This window comes from Acinetobacter seifertii (genome assembly GCF_000368065.1).
GTDB classification, from domain to species: Bacteria; Pseudomonadota; Gammaproteobacteria; order Pseudomonadales; family Moraxellaceae; genus Acinetobacter; species Acinetobacter seifertii.
Genome location: NZ_KB851200.1, coordinates 2115949 through 2132756, shown reverse-complemented (window position 1 = coordinate 2132756; position 16808 = coordinate 2115949). Strand labels below are relative to the sequence as shown.

Annotated in this window: 18 protein-coding genes and 1 pseudogene; 14 read left to right on the top strand and 5 right to left on the bottom strand. The window is 38.6% G+C overall.

Going from position 1 to position 16808, the window contains the following annotated elements; genetic code table 11:
- Window positions 1-51: 51 nt before the first annotated feature.
- Together F985_RS17525 and dctA are read right to left on the bottom strand one after the other, a co-directional pair.
- The gene (locus tag F985_RS17525; protein ID WP_000343018.1) at window positions 52-1260 is read right to left on the bottom strand and encodes an IS256-like element ISAba26 family transposase; all 1209 of its coding nucleotides are present in this window, start codon (window positions 1258-1260) and stop codon (window positions 52-54) included.
- Between the two features lie 107 nt (window positions 1261-1367).
- Window positions 1368-2630: pseudogene (dctA, locus tag F985_RS0104565) on the bottom strand (C4-dicarboxylate transporter DctA).
- A 190-nt stretch (window positions 2631-2820) separates the two neighbouring features.
- Between dctA and F985_RS17520 the strand changes: the two are divergent.
- From F985_RS17520 to pgaD, 5 genes are all read left to right on the top strand, one after another.
- On the top strand, window positions 2821-3351 hold the full coding sequence (locus F985_RS17520; protein WP_004703190.1) for a YaeQ family protein: 531 nt from the start codon (window positions 2821-2823) through the stop codon (window positions 3349-3351).
- Between the two features lie 87 nt (window positions 3352-3438).
- Entirely contained in the window at window positions 3439-3780 is a 342-nt protein-coding gene (locus F985_RS17515; protein WP_004703189.1) for an FKBP-type peptidyl-prolyl cis-trans isomerase, read from the top strand.
- A gap of 236 nt (window positions 3781-4016) precedes the next feature.
- A complete protein-coding gene (pgaB, locus tag F985_RS17510; protein WP_004703187.1) occupies window positions 4017-6011 on the top strand; it encodes a poly-beta-1,6-N-acetyl-D-glucosamine N-deacetylase PgaB in 1995 nt (664 codons plus the stop codon).
- A gap of 13 nt (window positions 6012-6024) precedes the next feature.
- Window positions 6025-7281, top strand: a complete 1257-nt coding sequence (pgaC, locus tag F985_RS17505) for a poly-beta-1,6-N-acetyl-D-glucosamine synthase (RefSeq protein ID WP_004703185.1) — start codon at window positions 6025-6027, stop codon at window positions 7279-7281.
- Between the two features lie 86 nt (window positions 7282-7367).
- Window positions 7368-7787, top strand: a complete 420-nt coding sequence (pgaD, locus tag F985_RS17500) for a poly-beta-1,6-N-acetyl-D-glucosamine biosynthesis protein PgaD (RefSeq protein ID WP_004703183.1) — start codon at window positions 7368-7370, stop codon at window positions 7785-7787.
- 103 nt (window positions 7788-7890) lie between these two features.
- On the opposite strand, the gene F985_RS17495 is transcribed toward pgaD, so the two are convergent.
- Together F985_RS17495 and F985_RS17490 are read right to left on the bottom strand one after the other, a co-directional pair.
- A complete protein-coding gene (locus tag F985_RS17495) occupies window positions 7891-8679 on the bottom strand; it encodes a crotonase/enoyl-CoA hydratase family protein (RefSeq protein ID WP_004703182.1) in 789 nt (262 codons plus the stop codon).
- A 158-nt stretch (window positions 8680-8837) separates the two neighbouring features.
- Entirely contained in the window at window positions 8838-9782 is a 945-nt protein-coding gene (locus F985_RS17490; RefSeq protein ID WP_004703181.1) for a DMT family transporter, read from the bottom strand.
- Between the two features lie 407 nt (window positions 9783-10189).
- Here F985_RS17490 and pnuC point away from each other — a divergent pair, with 407 nt between their 5' ends.
- Genes pnuC through F985_RS17470 form a run of 4 tightly spaced genes read left to right on the top strand, consistent with a single transcriptional unit; the run spans window position 10190 to window position 12237 of the window.
- Window positions 10190-10780 carry a nicotinamide riboside transporter PnuC gene (gene pnuC, locus F985_RS17485; protein ID WP_004703179.1) on the top strand — a complete coding sequence of 197 codons (591 nt, stop codon included), beginning with the start codon at window positions 10190-10192 and terminating at the stop codon, window positions 10778-10780.
- Between the two features lie 46 nt (window positions 10781-10826).
- The gene (locus F985_RS17480) at window positions 10827-11426 is read left to right on the top strand and encodes a hypothetical protein (protein ID WP_004703178.1); all 600 of its coding nucleotides are present in this window, start codon (window positions 10827-10829) and stop codon (window positions 11424-11426) included.
- A gap of 21 nt (window positions 11427-11447) precedes the next feature.
- Window positions 11448-11915, top strand: a complete 468-nt coding sequence (locus F985_RS17475; protein WP_004703176.1) for a hypothetical protein — start codon at window positions 11448-11450, stop codon at window positions 11913-11915.
- A gap of 22 nt (window positions 11916-11937) precedes the next feature.
- Window positions 11938-12237 (top strand): hypothetical protein, encoded by a 300-nt coding sequence (locus F985_RS17470; protein WP_004703173.1) that lies wholly within the window; start codon window positions 11938-11940, stop codon window positions 12235-12237.
- Between the two features lie 45 nt (window positions 12238-12282).
- Here the strand turns inward: F985_RS17470 and F985_RS17465 are convergent, their stop codons facing one another.
- Window positions 12283-13095 (bottom strand): IclR family transcriptional regulator, encoded by an 813-nt coding sequence (locus tag F985_RS17465; RefSeq protein WP_004703172.1) that lies wholly within the window; start codon window positions 13093-13095, stop codon window positions 12283-12285.
- Window positions 13096-13368: 273 nt separating this feature from the next.
- Between F985_RS17465 and F985_RS17460 the strand changes: the two genes are divergently transcribed.
- Genes F985_RS17460 through F985_RS17440 form a run of 5 tightly spaced genes read left to right on the top strand, consistent with a single transcriptional unit; the run spans window position 13369 to window position 16783 of the window.
- On the top strand, window positions 13369-13674 hold the full coding sequence (locus F985_RS17460; protein WP_000118513.1) for a non-heme iron oxygenase ferredoxin subunit: 306 nt from the start codon (window positions 13369-13371) through the stop codon (window positions 13672-13674).
- A gap of 27 nt (window positions 13675-13701) precedes the next feature.
- Window positions 13702-14001, top strand: a complete 300-nt coding sequence (locus F985_RS17455; RefSeq protein WP_004703170.1) for a recombinase-like helix-turn-helix domain-containing protein — start codon at window positions 13702-13704, stop codon at window positions 13999-14001.
- A 16-nt stretch (window positions 14002-14017) separates the two neighbouring features.
- Window positions 14018-15085: an aromatic ring-hydroxylating oxygenase subunit alpha gene (locus F985_RS17450; RefSeq protein WP_004703167.1), complete on the top strand. Its 1068-nt coding sequence runs from the start codon at window positions 14018-14020 to the stop codon at window positions 15083-15085.
- Window positions 15078-15842 carry an SDR family oxidoreductase gene (locus tag F985_RS17445; protein ID WP_004703166.1) on the top strand — a complete coding sequence of 255 codons (765 nt, stop codon included), beginning with the start codon at window positions 15078-15080 and terminating at the stop codon, window positions 15840-15842. Before F985_RS17450 ends, F985_RS17445 begins: the two co-directional genes overlap by 8 nt.
- 11 nt (window positions 15843-15853) lie before the next feature.
- Window positions 15854-16783: a VOC family protein gene (locus F985_RS17440; protein WP_004703164.1), complete on the top strand. Its 930-nt coding sequence runs from the start codon at window positions 15854-15856 to the stop codon at window positions 16781-16783.
- The last annotated feature ends 25 nt before the right edge of the window (window positions 16784-16808 follow it).

Genomic DNA, 16808 nt, shown 5'->3' with positions numbered 1-16808 from the left:
GAACATTGAAAAGATAGGAGCCTGTAAATTATTTTGTGTAAGTTCCATTTTTTATAAATGATCTTTTAATCGATCATCGAACTGAATCGTAAACCAATTCATTGCTAAACGCCAATTTTGAATTGGCATCGTCCATTTCTTCGCAGCATTTGATGTTGCTAAGTAAATGACCTTCTTTACTGAGTCATCAGATGAAAAGATTTTCCTTTTCTTCGTTGAATGGCGTATTACGCTATTCAACGACTCAATCGCATTTGTTGTATAAATTGCATGACGTATTTCGGCTGGATAGCTAAAGATCGTTCGGATATTTTCCCAATTGGCCCGCCAGGATTCTCCAATTTTGGGATACTGGTGATTCCATTGATCACAGAAGATGTCTAGGGATTTTAAAGCATTTTCCTCTGTACTTGCCTGATAAATCGCTTTCAGACCCGACGTAACAGCTTTGTAGTCTTTCCAGCTTACAAATCTCAGGCTATTGCGTACAACATGCACGATACACAGTTGAATATCAGTATGAGGGTAAACAGAGGCTATCGCGTCAGGGAAGCCTTTTAATCCATCTACACAGGCAACAAGAATGTCCTGTACTCCTCGATTTTTTAGCTCTGTCATGACTGACAGCCAGAATTTGGCACCTTCTGTCTGAGCAATCCACATACCCAGTAATTCTTTTTGCCCATCCATATTGATGCCTAAAGCAAGGTATACGGACTTGTTAATCACATTGGAGTGCTGACGGACTTTGACAACAATACAGTCAAGATAGACAACAGGATAAAGGCTATCTAAGGCTCTATTTTGCCACTCAGTCACTTGCTCAATCACAGCATCGGTAACTTTGCTGATGAGAGATGCTGACACATCGGCATCGTACATTTCTTTGAAGAAGGCTACAATTTCCCTATTAGTCATTCCTTTTGCATACAGTGAGAGGATTTGGTCATCCATACTGGTGATGCGTGTTTGGTGCTTTTTGATAATTTGTGGCTCAAATGAACCTTCTCGATCACGGGGAATATCTAAAGCCAGTTGTCCATCTTGAGTTGTAATGGTTTTAGAACTAAACCCATTACGGCTATTTGAGCCTTTCTTGGGCTGATGCTTTTCATAACCGAGATGGTCTGAAAGTTCAGTATTGAGTGCAGTTTCAATCATGAATTTTTTAAAGACTGCTGTCATTTGGTTTAAGTCTTCTGGTGTTTTTAGACCTTTAGCCAATTCGGCAGCCATACTTTTGATTGTTGCTTCATCCATGTGAAGTACCTTTTGTAATTATCCTCTGAAGGATAAATGAAAATTAAGTACTTACACAAAATTTAGAACAGTCCCAAAGATAGCTCAATGTTCTCAGAAATCTTCATCTATTTTTTTATGTCGAGTACAGCTTTAGCTTGGGCATGATCAATATCTTTTTCCCAATGGGCAATGACTACGGTCGCAACACAGTTACCAATTAAGTTGGTACAAGCACGGATAATCCCGATAAACCAATCTACAGACAGTAAAAGTACTAGGCCAATTGCAGGTAAGCTTGGAATAACTGAAAGTGTAGCCGCAAGAATAACTAAAGCTGACCCCGGAATACCATGCGCACCTTTAGAGGTAATCAGTGAAACCAGCAAAATAGCTAATAAGTCATGCATAGAGAGATCGATATTGCAGGCCTGCGCAATAAAAATCACTCCTAATGTTAAATAAATGGAAAAGCCATCTAAGTTAAAAGAATAACCGGTTGGAATGACTAGACCGACTGTTGAGTCTTTTATGCCTAGGTTTTTAAGCTTTTTCATGACTTGAGGAAGAACTGAGTCGGAAGAGGCAGTACCTAAAACAATGGCAAGTTCATCTTTAAAATAGCCTACAAACTTGAAAATGTTCAGGCCAGCAAGCTTTAGAATTAAACCTAGAACAATCACAACAAATAAAATGCAGGTTGCATAAAAGAGTAAAACTAAATAACCGAGTTGTAGAAGTGAGTCTGATCCGAATTTTGCAGTGGTATATGCGACTGAACCGAATACACCAATTGGAGCTAAACGGATAATCAGTCCCATAATTTTAAAGAAGACTTCAGAGAAAGCTTCAAGTGCCTGACGTACCAGCTCGGCTAAATGTTTAGGAATTAAAAGTAGCGAGACACCAAATAAAATCGCGATGAGTAAAACTTGTAAAATATCGCCGTTCGCAAAAGCGCTAGTAAATGTTTTTGGAATAATATTAAGAAGAAAATCTGAACCTGTATGCATGTCGTGAGCACGTTCGGTATAGGTACTTAAATCTTTAGCATCTAAATGGCTAATATCAATATTCATACCGACGCCCGGTTTAAAGACATAAGCAACAATAATTCCCTAAATTAAAGCAATACTTGTGACTACTTCAAAATAGAGAATCGTTTTTGCACCGACTTTGCCCATTTTTTTAATATCGTTTGCACCATAAATTCCCAGTACTACGACACAAAATACAATTGGTGCAATCAACATTTTAATCAGTGAAATAAAACCATCACCAAGGGGTTTTAAAGCTAGAGAGAAGTCATGAAAAGCAAGTCCTACTGCAATACCTAGGAAGAGAGCGCAGAGAACTTGTAGGAATAAACTACGTTTAAGTTTTTGCCACATAAGTCATCAAATCAAAAGAGAGGAATACAAACCCTTTAAAGCAAAAAGCCCGCCAACTTGGAAAGCGCTTGGATGTTTTGGAAGAAGATGCAAATTTAGAGTGAAAGAAGTTTTGTGTTACTGCGTTTTTTCTATAATTTTTTAATTGAAATCGAGTATTCTTAGCGCCAAATTTTTGGACATATTAACCATGGCGCTTAAAGCAACAATTTATAAGGCAGACTTGAATATTGCCAATATGGATGACCATATCTATGGCGATTATCAATTGACGCTTGCATTGCATCCTTCAGAAACTTTAGAACGGTTAATGGTTCGTGTTATGGCATTTGCACGTTTTGCAAGTGACAGTCTTGAATTTACTAAAGACCTTTTTGAAACTGATGAGCCTGCACTTTGGCAAAAAGACTTAACAGGTCAGTTAGAAAATTGGATTGAAGTCGGTTTACCTTCTGAAGATAAAGTGAAAAAAGCCAGTGCACGTTGTAAAGCTGTAGCAATTGTTGCGTATGGTTCACAGGTCGAAGACTGGTGGAAGAGAAACAGTAAAATTAAAACATTAAGTAATGTCCAAGTTTGGCAAATTGCTCCTGAAAGTACAGCAGAGTTAGAACAGCTTTGTGAGCGTACGATGCAGTTACAGTTAAACGTTATGGACAATGAGTGGACTTTACTAGGCGAGAATGGCCAAGCAAATGTAGTGTGGACTCAATTACAGTAAAATTGGAAAGCACAACAAAATTTACAAAACTAGTTGCTAGACTAAAGATTGAGTCTGGGCTGTGAATTTAAATGAAACGGAAATGTTATGATCACTGAATTAGAAATTATTGATTTAAAAGTAGGCGAAGGTAAGGAAGCGGTTAAAGGTGCCTTAATTACCACTCACTATACAGGTTGGTTAGAGGACGGTACCAAATTCGACTCTTCAATTGATCGCGGAAATTATTTCGAATGTGTTATTGGTACAGGCCGTGTGATTAAAGGTTGGGACCAAGGCATCATGGGAATGAAAGTGGGCGGAAAACGTAAACTTATTGTTCCTGCGCATTTAGCTTATGGGGAACGCAAAATGGGCAAAGTTATTCCGGCGAACTCAAATTTGATTTTTGAAATTGAGTTATTTGACGTAAAAACTCGCGATGAATGAAATCAAAATTTTACCGTTTGATTTTTTTATATAAGCTTTAAATATGAATATATTCGTTATTTATATTTTAGCTTTTTGAATATTTAAGATTATTTTCAGTTTATTTGATTATAAAGGTGAACTGAAAAACTGCTCATTTTGGGCAGTTTAAACTTAAGGGCTAAATAGACGTCGGTTTTAGTTCTTAAGTTTAAATTTCACATAAATAATCTATATTGCTATTGAGACGCTATTTCATGATTACCCGCTTTGCATCTCCTTTGTTGAATCTAACGCTTGGCTTGGCTTTAGCAGGCTTGTCAGGTATGGCATTAGCTGCTCCTCCTAAAATAGATGCTTCAGAACTTACTGTTATTGGCTATCATGAAATTACCGATACTAAGAATGCCTTAATTCCTCAATATGCGGTGACTACGAAACAATTTAGTGAGCATATCGATTGGCTGCAAAAAAACGGTTTCCATTTTATTACTGTAGATCAGCTAATTCGCGCTCATCAGGGTAAAGTTGCACTGCCAAGCAAACCGGTTTTATTAACTGTAGATGATGGTTATCAGACTTTTTATCAAAATGCTTATCCAGTGATTAAGGCTAAGAAAATACCAGTAGTACTTGCTGTTGTTGGTTCATGGTTGGAGCCAAAAGAAAATCAGAAGGTAGATTTTTCTGGTGAAGAAATTCCACGTGATAAAATCTTAAGCTGGCCTGAACTTAAAGAGATGCAAGATAGCGGTTTTGTTGAAATTGCAAGCCATAGCTATCACTTACACCGTGGTATTAATGGTAATCCACAAGGAAACTCTGAACCTGCGGCAACCACACGTTTTTATGATGATAAAACTAAAACATATGAAAACGACAGCCAGTATCAGGCTCGAATCTATAATGATTTGAAAAAGAATAATCAGTTGCTCAAACAACATGGTATACGTTCGCCACGTATTATGGTTTGGCCATACGGTCGCTACAATATGCAAACGGTTCAGATTGCTAAAAAGCTTGGTATGCCAATTACCATCACACTTGATGATGGAGCAGATCATGCTAAACAATCTCTACAGAATATGAGCCGTATTTTGGTAGAAGGCGGAATGAGTACCAATGATTTGGCTCAAGAGATTAAAAACCGTGAATTAAACTTAACGGATAACAATCGCCCGCAAAAAATTATGCATGTTGATCTGGACTATATTTATGATCCAGATCCGAAACAACAAGAGCGTAATTTAGGTAATCTACTCGACCGTATTAATGCGATGGGCGTAAACACGGTTTATTTACAAGCTTTCTCTGATGCAGATGCTAATGGTTCTGCCGATATGGTATACTTCCCAAATCGACATATTCCTATGCGTGCTGATTTATTCAACCGTGTTGCATGGCAAATTCAAACACGTACGCCTGTAAGCCGTATTTATGCGTGGATGCCTTTATTGGCATGGGAACTACCAAAAACTGATCCTGTATCAAAAGATTTGGTTGTAACCCAGCAGGATAAAACGAGTGAGCATCTCAATATGGGATACATTCGTTTAAGCCCTTTTTCACCTGAAGCGCGTCAAACTATCCGTGAAATATATGAAGATTTAGCGAAGTCATCGTCTTTCAATGGAATTTTATTCCATGACGATGTGACTCTGTCTGATTATGAAGATGCAAGCCCAGATGCCTTAAAAGCTTATGCGAAACAAGGTTTACCAACAGACTTGGCAAAAATTCGTGGAAATGACGAAGATTTGCAGAAGTGGACTGCATACAAAACAAGATATTTAGATGATTTTGCGATGGAGCTTGTTGGTGAGGTTCGTCAGTATGAGCCATTCCTGCTTACAGCACGTAATTTATATGCACAAGTGGCTTTAAAACCATATGCGGAAAATTGGTACTCTCAGTCACTTGAAGAGTCATTAAACCGTTATGATTTTACTGCTATTATGGCGATGCCTTATATGGAGCAAGTGAAGAACCAAGATCAATTCTATAAAGATATGGTTGATCGTGTGAAACAGTATCCAAATGGCATTAAGAAAACAGTTTTTGAGCTACAAGCAACGAACTGGCGTAATAACGAAAAGGTACCTTCAACTGAAATGGCTGCGACAATTCACTCTCTCTATGAACAAGGTGCAATGCATGTTGCATATTATCCAGATGACCCAATTAAAGATCATCCGGACGTGAACGTGATGCATAAAGCATTTGCTGAAAAGTCATCTCGTCTTGTGCCGTAGACGAGGCTGAAACATGACAATCTTTGCTGCAATATGGTCGCAGGCTCTAAAGTTCGTTTTTTATTATCCATTGTTTATGTCATATCTATGGATGATTGGTGCGATCATTTTCTATTGGAAAGAACGTAAGGCTCCACCTTACGATCAACCAGCTCCATTAGAAAGCTATCCGAAAGTTGCTGTACTTATTCCTTGCTTTAACGAAGGCGATAATGCAGAGGAAACCATTAGTCACGCTTTAAAATTGGATTACCCTAATTTTGAAGTGATTGCAATTAACGATGGTAGTTCGGATAATACGGGTGAAGTCCTAGATCGTTTAGCTGAACAATACGAAAAACTTCGTGTTGTTCACCTTGCACAAAACCAAGGTAAAGCAATGGGCCTACAGGCTGGTAGCCTCATGACCGATGCCGAGTTTTTAATTGGTATCGATGGGGATGCTTTGCTTGACCCGCATGCAGCAAAATGGATGATTCGTCATTTTCTTCAGAATCCAACAGTTGCAGCCGTAACTGGAAACCCACGTATTCGTACGCGTTCAACTTTGTTAGGACGTATTCAAGTCGGTGAGTTTTCTTCGATTGTGGGAATGATTAAACGTGCTCAGCGTACATTTGGTCGTTTGTTTACGGTGTCTGGTGTAATTACGGCTTTCCGTAAAAGTGCTGTTCACCAAGTCGATTATTGGTCACCAAATATGTTGACCGAAGACATTGATATTACTTGGAAATTGCAACGTGCAGGCTGGGACATTCGTTTTGAACCGAATGCCTTGGTCTGGATTTTAATGCCTGAAACATTAAACGGATTGTGGAAACAGCGTTTACGTTGGGCAATGGGTGGGGCACAGGTATTAATTAAAAATATTGATGTGTTCACCAAACCAAAATTGAATTTTTTATGGCCTTTAATGTTTGAGCTTTGCTTAACTTTAGTCTGGTCATATTTAATGCTGGCAATGGCTTTATTGTGGTTGGTACATTTTATTTTCCCAGTCCCTGCATTGGCCGTTGTGAGTTCCCCATTTTTACCGTATGGTACAGGTATTTTATTGGGGGCAACCTGTCTAATTCAGTTTGCTTTAAGCAAATGGATGGATAGTCGTTATGAACCGAATCTAGGAAAAAACTATTTCTGGATGATTTGGTATCCATTGGTCTTTTGGCTAATCACCATTTCGGCAACCATTGTGGCATTTCCAAAAGTCTTACGACGTGGAGATGAGAAACGAGCACGTTGGGTGAGCCCGGATCGGGGCATTCGTTAGATGAAATGCAAGAGTCATGAGATTTTAAAGATCGTGCTGTATTGATGTCTGGGGAAAACCGCAGCACTTCGTTAGGTAAAAGAGAAATGAAGACAAATTCGTTGATTATTGATTTACGTCGTCAATTACCGTGGCACAAGCGCTATGTTTCTACAACAAGCACAGCCATGATGTGGGGCGGTTGGTTGTTGTTGTGGCGTCCGTTCGTGTTTGTATGGCTATTGGTTGAACTACAAAAAACACATTTGGTACACCGTTTATTTAGTGCCTTTGGTGTGGGAATTGAGCATGGCTTTACAGCACTCATTGCTTGTGCAATTGGTTTGTTGCTATGGAGTCATATTTTGCCTGAACGCCGTGTGGGTGGTGATGAACTTGACATGAAGCAGACAGATGATTATGCACGCTACTTTGATTTACCTGAGCAAGAAATTGAGCAGGGACGTAGCCAAAAAATTACGATAGTCCACCACGATGAATTTGGTAAAATTGTTAGAGTTGAATAAGCCAAATTAATTCAAGAAAGCCCACATTATGTGGGCTTTCTTTTTATATATGTTTTTAGAGAGTAATAAGTTTTAAATCTTGAAAGCTGTGTCTAAGTAGGCTTTATTTACCTTTGAAAACAGGTGGACGCTTTTGCAACATGGCAAAAACACCTTCTTGAACATCTTCTGTGGTCAGCAAAGGCTGAAGATGGCTCTGTAATTGGCTAAAAGCAGTTTCATAACCTTCATTAATGGCTTCGCGTGCAGAGGCAAGAGTGGCTTTGACAGCAAGTGGCGCAGCTTGGGAAATATGTTCCGCAAGTTCTATCGCACGGTTAAGCTCCGTCCCTTCAGGGCATATTTCTGTAATCAGATTCATATCAAATGCTGCTTTTGCATCAAAAGGGTCACCTGTAAGCAAATAGCGCATGGCCTTGGCCCAACCTGCTGCCTGAGTAAAGCGGGCAGTTGCACCGCCAAATGGTAAGATGCCACGTTGGACTTCCATTTGCGCAAACTGAGTATTTTCACTCGCAATTGCAATATCTGCATTAAGAAATAGTTCTATGCCAGCTGTATAGCAATAACCTTGTACGGCTACAATTAATGGTTTACTCAGTTTTCGGCCAACTGTACCCCACGGGTTAATTTCTTCATCACTAAAATCAAAAACACCTGTAGCAAGCTTAGGTTGTAACTCAACTAAATCTAAACCCGCCGTAAAATGGTCGCCATGAGCAAAAATAATCGCACAGCGCAGAGCATCATTATTTTCATATTCTGTAAGCGCTAGAGATAAATCTTTAATGAGGTAGCTATCAAAGGCATTGCGTTTTGCTGCCCGATCTAAACCAATTAAAAAAATATGTCCGCGAGTTTCACGGCTGACTTTTCCTTCTTGATTTGACATATTGTCGCGCTCTTTATTTGTGTTTCATTATCTTTTAAACAATCATTTAAAAACGATCAAATACAATTTGTTGATGACTTGGTAAGTGAAAATAAAAGCATGCTGTCAATACTCGTCAAAAGTCAACCTGACGCATAGATGTATCAGGTTGAGCAGGTTTATGCAGAGCGCCTTGAATACATTAATAGCCCTAGACATAACAGGGTTAAACCTAAAACAAGATGTGAGCTAAGTTGTTCATGGTTGAACCATGTTCCCCAAAAGGTGGCTAAAACAGGGGTAATAATTGTAATAAGTAGTACCGTCGTCGGTTGGAGTACCTTAATGAGTTGATAATAAAAAATCATGGCAAGTACAGAAGAAAAGACAGCACTATAGAAGACCGCGAGTGAAATTTTCAGACTTGGAAGTTCAGTTGGAAGATGTGACCAAAAGAAAGGCAATAAGCATACGTAACCTACCCACGAGACAAGGCTAGAACCCGTCATTTGTATAATGGGATGAATATGCGCTCCGACAGATTTTACGGCGAAAGTCGACAATACATAAAACAGCATAGCGATTAGCTCTAGCATAATACCAATATTGTTGAGCTGAAAACCTGATGAAGATAGCCCTAATGTAAAACTCATCCCGACAAGCGCAATACCGAGACCAAGCCACTGCCATGATGAAAAACGCTCAAGCCCTAATACAAAAGAACTGACAAGCCCAGATACTAACGGAGAGGTGCCGTAAATAATTGAAATAATGGCTGATGGAACTTTATCTGCACCCATGTAGCAAAAAGCCATGGAACCAAATAAACCAATGGCTCCTGCACAGTAGCTTAAAACCGCTTTTTTACTAAAGATCAGTTTTAAACGGAAAAACTTTAGACATAGTAAAGCAATCGGAATAGCGATGCTAAAGCGAAGGAATAATCCCCATGCCCAGTGAAGTTCTTGTACTGTCCAGACGGCGGCGAGTGGTATAAGCGACCAAATAATAATGACCGCAATAAATTGGCCGGCTGTAGCGAGTCGAGTCGGAGATGAAGGTAATGCTACAGCCGGCTGAATCTGCGGGCTGGACGTACTCTGTTGTTCAAATAAAGGCTTCATATAAAGCTCCATAAAGTAATGTTTTGTAGGATGAACGGGCATAAAAAAAGCCGCTTTTTATGGCGGCTTTTTAAGAAAAATCAGAGGAAATATTATGTAAGTAACTTCTTGATTTTTTTATTCAAAGCGCCAAATTTTCTGAAATAAGGGCGTCGGCAATTGACCACACAGAGCATCATCTCTGAGGCGTGAAATTGACGCGCTAGACAATAATGGGCTTTAGATAAAAACATGATAAGTATATTAAAAATATAGATGATATTTTTATAACATATAAACAGAAAAGTACAAATGAGATTCAAGCGTGGAATATAGATTTTGTTGAATACGTTAAATTAGTTGTTTGCTTAGCCCCATATTTTTCTCATAATACCTCGTCAAATTGATCTCAATAAGCAGCTGCTCTTATGTCACCTTTAGAAATCTTTGCGGTCTTAATTAGTCTAATTGGAGTCGGATTAACTGTAATTCGCAATATGTGGTGCTGGCTGTTTAATTTCTTTGCCTTTGTTCTATACGCCTATTTGTTTTATGAATTTAAGCTTTATGGTGAAACGATTTTGCAGTTCTTTTTTATGGCTGTAAATTTTTATGGTTTTTACTATTGGCTCAAAGGAAAGCAGCAAGATCATGACATTCGTATAGAACCAATAGCCCCTAAAGTTGCAATTTTTCAAATGATCATTGCCGCGGTAGGTGGTTTACTTTTTGGTTTGATACTTAAAAACTTTACCGATGCAGCAGTGCCTATGCTCGACTCACAGCTTGCAGCATTTAGTTTGCTTGCAACTTATTGGACCAGCCGAAAACATATTGCGACTTGGATACTTTGGGTATTTGTCGACATTATTTATGTGGGTATGTTTATTTATAAAGATCTATTTTTAACTTCAGCCTTATATGCAGCCTTTGTGTTAATGGCAGCTTATGGTTGGTATCAATGGGAAAAGGTTAAAAGAAAGCAGGTTGATCATATAGATCTGAAAAAAACTATTTAATGTATGAGAAAATATTAAAACAATAATCCTCTTTGGAAATTATTTGATGACTCATACTTTAAAAAAACTTTTATTTTGTTTATTTCTTTGTTCTGGTTATGCAAATGCTCAGGTTAATGCTATTCCTTTAAACCAGCTCAGTAAATTACCTGATTCATGTCAGAAAGATGAACCTGTTGAAAATAATAAATTAATTATACAGACGGCACAGGTAAAAATACAAAGCTATTCTTGCTTTAAGCCTGATATAGCTGATGCGCTAGGCTATAACGTATTTGCTATCAATTTAGATAAAAATAAAACCTATTATATTAAATCGAAAACTCAGGATATATCCTCAATAGCTGGTCAGACTATACATAAAATTGATTCTGAAACCTTTGCAATAGACAACTATCAAGAGCGTGGCGGAAATTTCATTATTTTTTGGATAGCGAATTGGTCAAATATTTATACACAAGATATTAGTTATTATACGGATGATGAAGTCTCTATAGATAGTGTTATTAAAGACAACCAGATTTATTTACAGAAGAAAAAATATTTGGATAATACCAAAACTAAAAAAGTTGGATCTCCCTTAATCATTATGAAAGACAAACAAAAAGGTTTGATTATTAATAAGACGAAAGCGCAAAACTTTTAAATCATTAATTTCTGGATTTTTATGAAAAATTTAACTCATATATTTTTATTTTGTATTGGCTTTTTAGTAGCAACAACCTCTTATGCACAAGTAAATATTAAACCTTTATGGCATGGGAAAGTATTGAACAGTTTTGATATTCCTTTAAATAACCTGAAAAAGCCAAAGCAGGTTATTAAAGGTGAAGCTGATGAATGTAATGGTGGTTATTTTCCAGATCAATGGGTATATGAAGATGGAGTGGTACTCTCTACGGGTTCTTTAGATAAGGTATATGTAAGCCAGCAAAATGGTCTAAAGTATGGTTCCCGATTATTTAATCATTTAACTTCTGAGAATGAGTTTAAAAAGTTTTTTGGTGAACAGATCTATATGACTAAAAAACATGTTTATTCTTTACAACCTTGGAAAGGGAGTAATGATGGCTTACATTTTCATTTCCGTAATGGAAAGCTACATTACTATACGCACTCTATTGATGACTGCTAGTAATTAACTTTTAAGAATAACCATGATCCTGAATTTAGTCATATATAAACAGCAACAGTTTGATGCAGTGGCCCAAAAAATTATGGCTGAGCCTGCAAAATATATAGATTTTAATTCAGTGTCAGATTTCTATAAGGCTGCATGGCTCAAAGATTTTCCACAAGGCACTCAGGTCTCTGCGACAGGTTTAGATGATGGAGCCGAAGAGTTTTATGCAGTGGTGCAATTTAAACAGCAGTACTTAAATTTTGATATTAAAGAAAATTATTCAACACTGTGTTTTCAGGATATGAATGGTGAAATTTTTAAGCGTAATTTTTAATTAATGAAATAAAAACATAAAAAAAGCGACTTAACGTCGCTTTTTTTAATAGATAAATTTTGAAATTTTATCTGCCGTTGCGATGACTAGAGCGGCGATATCTTCTTTAAAGGTCTTTTCATCATAAGTGGTAATTGGACAGCTCACCGAAAGGACCGCTACCATTTTTCCATTAGATTGTTTGAAAATAGGAGCACCACAAGCAGCCATATCATGATTGTAATGACCCCAGCTCACCATCGATTTTTGGGTTTTTACATAATTTAGTTTTTGTAAGAGTGCTTTCAAGTTAGTTGGGGTAAGTTCTGAGAAACTATCCCACTCATTGAAATTACGATAGCGTTGTCGTACTTCTGCCTCTGGTAAATCCGACAATAACATTTGACCAATAACGGTAGCATGGGCTGGCCAGCGAGTACCTAAGCTAATATTGCTGGTAAAAGTACCCATTGATTGAACATTATTTACAAAAACAATATGTGTGCCTTCCAAAACAGTCAGATGTACTGCCAGTTTGGTCTGATCACGTAGTTCTTTCATTAAAGGAGTGGATAAATCGAGTAATGAAAGCTTCGATAAACTGTTAAAACCAAGCTCCATAACTTTTGAGTCAAGCGCATAAGTTTTTTGGGATGCTTTCCTTAAATAGCCACAAGCTTCGAGTGTATAAATAAGACGAAATGCACTAGAACGGTTCACTTCCAAAATTTCGGCAATTTCTGTAATCGTCATTTCTTGTGCTTGTTGATTAAATGCTTGCAAGATGGCTAAACCACGCACAAGCCCTGGTACTAAATATCGATCATCATTTTTTGTCGTTTCTGATTCTTGCAAATCTTCTTCAATCTCTAGGCTCATTTGTGTTGTTTTCCTATAAATAAAAAAGGGTTCGAATTGGGGCATTATGCTTTATTTTAGAACTATTGTAATTATAAAGATCACATAAAACATTTTTTATATTTAAAACAAAGTTTTCTTTTTGAAACGTAACAAATTATTTAAAATTAATTAATAGAATGATTTTTATCATTATTTTTACTTTGACAAAAATTAACCAAGAGTATTATTCTTTGCTTGTGTTTTGAAAATGAAATTAAGTTTTGTATATAAAACAAAATGAGGACGCAAAGTATGAGTTGGATCTCAGTTTGTCAGCAGGGTGACGTTAGCGAAGATGAGCCGAAGGCTATCGAAGTTGAAGGAAAAAAAATTGGCGTATTTTTTGTCGATGAAAATTACTTCGCTATCGAAAATGTTTGCCCTCATGCGTATGCCTTATTAACGGAAGGATTTATCGAAGATCAAACTGTTGAATGTCCATTGCACGAAGCAATTTTTGACATTCAGACAGGTGAGCTAAAAAGTGGGCCCGGGTGTAGAAACCTATGTACGTACCCAGTTCGTGTTGAAGGACAGGATATTCAAATTCAACTCTAGTCCTCACATGTACAAGGAAGCAGAACAATGAAGACATTTAATGAAAGGTTAGCAAGCTGGATTCATGCAACGCCAGCAACCGAAGCAGGTATCAACAATATTCAAATTCCTGGTCAATCTGAATTGTTGGTTTGGCAGACACGTTATAAAGAACCGACTCTCTACGAGCAAGATTTTGTAAAGAACTTAATTCAAGCATTTTCTGCGGGTGCAACAGCGCTAGATGATGTTGTTTCTGCACTTAATCAACAGGGTTTCCGCTGTGAATCTGGTGATGAATGGACTTCTGCAAGCTTTACAGAAGAAATGCAACGTTTAGGTTATTGATTCAGGGAAGAATAAAATGAACGCAATCGTATCAACTTCACAAAGTGCTGAAGAATATTTAGAACTTGGTTTACGTGACCAATGGCATCCGGTTTTGGCAAGTTGGGAAGTCGCTGCTAATCCGGTCGGAATTACCCGTTTAGGCGAAAACATTGTGGTTTGGCGTGATGCTGAAGGGCAGGTTCATGCACTTGAAGATCGCTGTCCGCATCGCGGCGCTCGTCTTTCCCTCGGTTGGAACTTGGGTGACCGAGTTGCTTGTTGGTATCACGGTGTTGAAGTTCGTGCTGATGGTGTGGTTGCCGATGTGCCAGCAGTTCATGAATGTCCAATGACTGGAACTAAATGCTTAAAGAACTATCCAGTAATTGAGCAGCATGGTGCAATCTTCATCTGGTTTGGTATTGATGCAAATGAACAACCAGCACCGCTTGAGTTCCCAGAGCAACTTGCCAGTGAAGAGTGGAGTGCCTTCCTTTGCCAAGCAGACTGGAAAGTAAACCATCAATACGCGATTGATAACGTGATGGACCCAATGCATGGTAGTTATTTACATGCGACATCGCACTCGATGGCAGATGGTGATCGTACCGCAGAGATGAAACATCGCACCACCGATAATGGTTTTATTTTTGAAAAAGAAGGTCAATTAGGTGTGAACTTCGATTGGGTTGAATATGGTTCAACAGGTGCGAGCTGGTTACGTCTGTCAATTCCATACCGCAAACAATTTGGCCCAGGTGGTGAGTTCTGGATCGTGGGCTATGCAACGCCAATTGATGCTAACAATACCCGCGTATTTTTCTGGCGCTGCCGTAAGGTGAGTGGCTGGCAACGTAATGTATGGCGCTTCTTGTATCGCAATCATTTAGAGCAGTTGCATTGGGATGTATTGGAACAAGACCGAATTATTTTAGAAAATCTTGCGCCAAATGCACGTGAACAAGAATTCCTCTATCAACACGATGTTGGCCTTGCTCGTTTACGTCGTTTAATGAAAAAAGAAGCTGAAAAGCAATTAAAGAAAATTGCTGCGCTAAATGCATCAAACCGTATTGAGATGCAGGAAGAAGCTCATGGCTAATGTAGCGTTGTTGCAAGGCAAAAAAGTTTTAGTGACTGGTGCTGCACGTGGTTTAGGCCGAGATTTTGCTCAAGCTATTGCCGAGGCTGGTGCTGAGGTTGTGATGGCAGATATTTTATCTGACTTGGTACAACAAGAAGCACAAGCTTTGCAAAAACAAGGACTGAATGTTCATGCTGTTACCGTTGACCTTGCCAATGCAGACTCTATTGAAAATGCGGTTGCAAAAAGTGCTGACGTACTCCAAGGACTAGATGGCCTTGTGAACTGCGCGGCACTGGCAACCAATGTGGGTGGAAAAAATATGATTGATTACGATCCTGAACTTTGGGATCGGGTCATGAATATTAATGTGAAAGGCACATGGCTCATCAGTAAGGCATGTGTTCCCCATTTAAAGCAATCGGCTGCAGGTAAGATCATTAATGTTGCTTCCGATACAGCACTTTGGGGCGCACCAAACCTGATGGCTTATGTTGCAAGTAAAGGTGCAATTGTTGCCATGACGCGTTCAATGGCAAGAGAGTTGGGACAATCTAATATCTGTGTCAACACATTGTCACCGGGACTTACTCTGGTTGAAGCAACCGAGTATGTGCCTCAAGAACGTCACGATTTATATGTCAATGGAAGAGCGATTCAACGTCAGCAACTTCCACAAGATTTAAATGGAACAGCATTGTATCTACTGTCGGATTTGTCCTCTTTTGTGACAGGTCAAAATATTCCGGTCAATGGCGGTTTTGTCTTTAACTAAGGAGTAGTCAAATGATTACAGGGATCGAGATTTTAAAGTTTGGAGTTGAGGATAGAGCCGCTTCAAACAAGTTTCTAGCAGATTTTGGTTTAAGCCAAAGTACTTCGGATATTGAAGGTACAGATTTATACCAAACTCAAAATGGCAGCAAGATTTATCTATTTAATTGTGATGATGATCGTTTGCCACCTGCGATTGAACAAGGCTCAACTTTACGTGAAGTCACTTGGGGTGTTGATAATTCTCAAGACCTTGAAGACTTGGTAACTCGTTTGGCTGATGTAGAAGGTTTTAAACGTTCTGAACATACAGTTCAGTGTCTTGACCCAAATGGCATGACGATTCGTTTTGAACAAAGTTTTGTTAAAGATGTCTCTGAGCTCAAAACGGAAGGTATTAACCAGTACGGCAACATTCAACGTGTTAATGCAGCAAGTCCTGTCTATGAAAAAGGTCAGCCTGTTGCGATTGGACACGTGGTGTTCTTTACACCGGATTTGGCAACAACTGAAAACTTCTATATTGAAAAAGTAGGCTTTCATTTATCGGATGCTTACAAAAATCGCGGTGCTTTTTTACGTTGCCGCGGTGAAGGTTATCACCATGATTTATTCTTGCTGAGTGTTCCAAATAAACCTGCTGGCTTAAATCACGTTGCGTTTGTAGTACGTGATATCCATGAGGTGATTGGGGGCGGTTTAAATATGAATCGTTCGGAATGGTCAACCTTTATTGGACCGGGACGTCACCCAATTTCTTCTGCTTATTTCTGGTACGTCAACTCACCATTGGGTGGTGCATTTGAATATTACACCAACGATGATTATTTGACAGAAGAATGGCAGCCACGTGTAGAAGAGCATCGTCTAGAGCTTTTCACCGAATGGGCGATTGAAGGTGGTCTTGATGACACAACCCGCCGTCAGGTGAAGCCTGTTTAACAGGTATGGCTGAACAAGGAAGATG

Excerpts from the sequence above, each read along its gene's own strand:
- F985_RS17525 (WP_000343018.1), bottom strand. The coding sequence starts at position 1,260 with ATGGATGAAGCAACAATCAAAAGTATGGCTGCCGAATTGGCTAAAGGT.
- F985_RS17520 (WP_004703190.1), top strand. The coding sequence starts at position 2,821 with ATGGCGCTTAAAGCAACAATTTATAAGGCAGACTTGAATATTGCCAAT.
- F985_RS17515 (WP_004703189.1), top strand. The coding sequence starts at position 3,439 with ATGATCACTGAATTAGAAATTATTGATTTAAAAGTAGGCGAAGGTAAG.
- pgaB (WP_004703187.1), top strand. The coding sequence starts at position 4,017 with ATGATTACCCGCTTTGCATCTCCTTTGTTGAATCTAACGCTTGGCTTG.
- pgaC (WP_004703185.1), top strand. The coding sequence starts at position 6,025 with ATGACAATCTTTGCTGCAATATGGTCGCAGGCTCTAAAGTTCGTTTTT.
- pgaD (WP_004703183.1), top strand. The coding sequence starts at position 7,368 with ATGAAGACAAATTCGTTGATTATTGATTTACGTCGTCAATTACCGTGG.
- F985_RS17495 (WP_004703182.1), bottom strand. The coding sequence starts at position 8,679 with ATGTCAAATCAAGAAGGAAAAGTCAGCCGTGAAACTCGCGGACATATT.
- F985_RS17490 (WP_004703181.1), bottom strand. The coding sequence starts at position 9,782 with ATGAAGCCTTTATTTGAACAACAGAGTACGTCCAGCCCGCAGATTCAG.
- pnuC (WP_004703179.1), top strand. The coding sequence starts at position 10,190 with ATGTCACCTTTAGAAATCTTTGCGGTCTTAATTAGTCTAATTGGAGTC.
- F985_RS17480 (WP_004703178.1), top strand. The coding sequence starts at position 10,827 with ATGACTCATACTTTAAAAAAACTTTTATTTTGTTTATTTCTTTGTTCT.
- F985_RS17475 (WP_004703176.1), top strand. The coding sequence starts at position 11,448 with ATGAAAAATTTAACTCATATATTTTTATTTTGTATTGGCTTTTTAGTA.
- F985_RS17470 (WP_004703173.1), top strand. The coding sequence starts at position 11,938 with ATGATCCTGAATTTAGTCATATATAAACAGCAACAGTTTGATGCAGTG.
- F985_RS17465 (WP_004703172.1), bottom strand. The coding sequence starts at position 13,095 with ATGAGCCTAGAGATTGAAGAAGATTTGCAAGAATCAGAAACGACAAAA.
- F985_RS17460 (WP_000118513.1), top strand. The coding sequence starts at position 13,369 with ATGAGTTGGATCTCAGTTTGTCAGCAGGGTGACGTTAGCGAAGATGAG.
- F985_RS17455 (WP_004703170.1), top strand. The coding sequence starts at position 13,702 with ATGAAGACATTTAATGAAAGGTTAGCAAGCTGGATTCATGCAACGCCA.
- F985_RS17450 (WP_004703167.1), top strand. The coding sequence starts at position 14,018 with ATGAACGCAATCGTATCAACTTCACAAAGTGCTGAAGAATATTTAGAA.
- F985_RS17445 (WP_004703166.1), top strand. The coding sequence starts at position 15,078 with ATGGCTAATGTAGCGTTGTTGCAAGGCAAAAAAGTTTTAGTGACTGGT.
- F985_RS17440 (WP_004703164.1), top strand. The coding sequence starts at position 15,854 with ATGATTACAGGGATCGAGATTTTAAAGTTTGGAGTTGAGGATAGAGCC.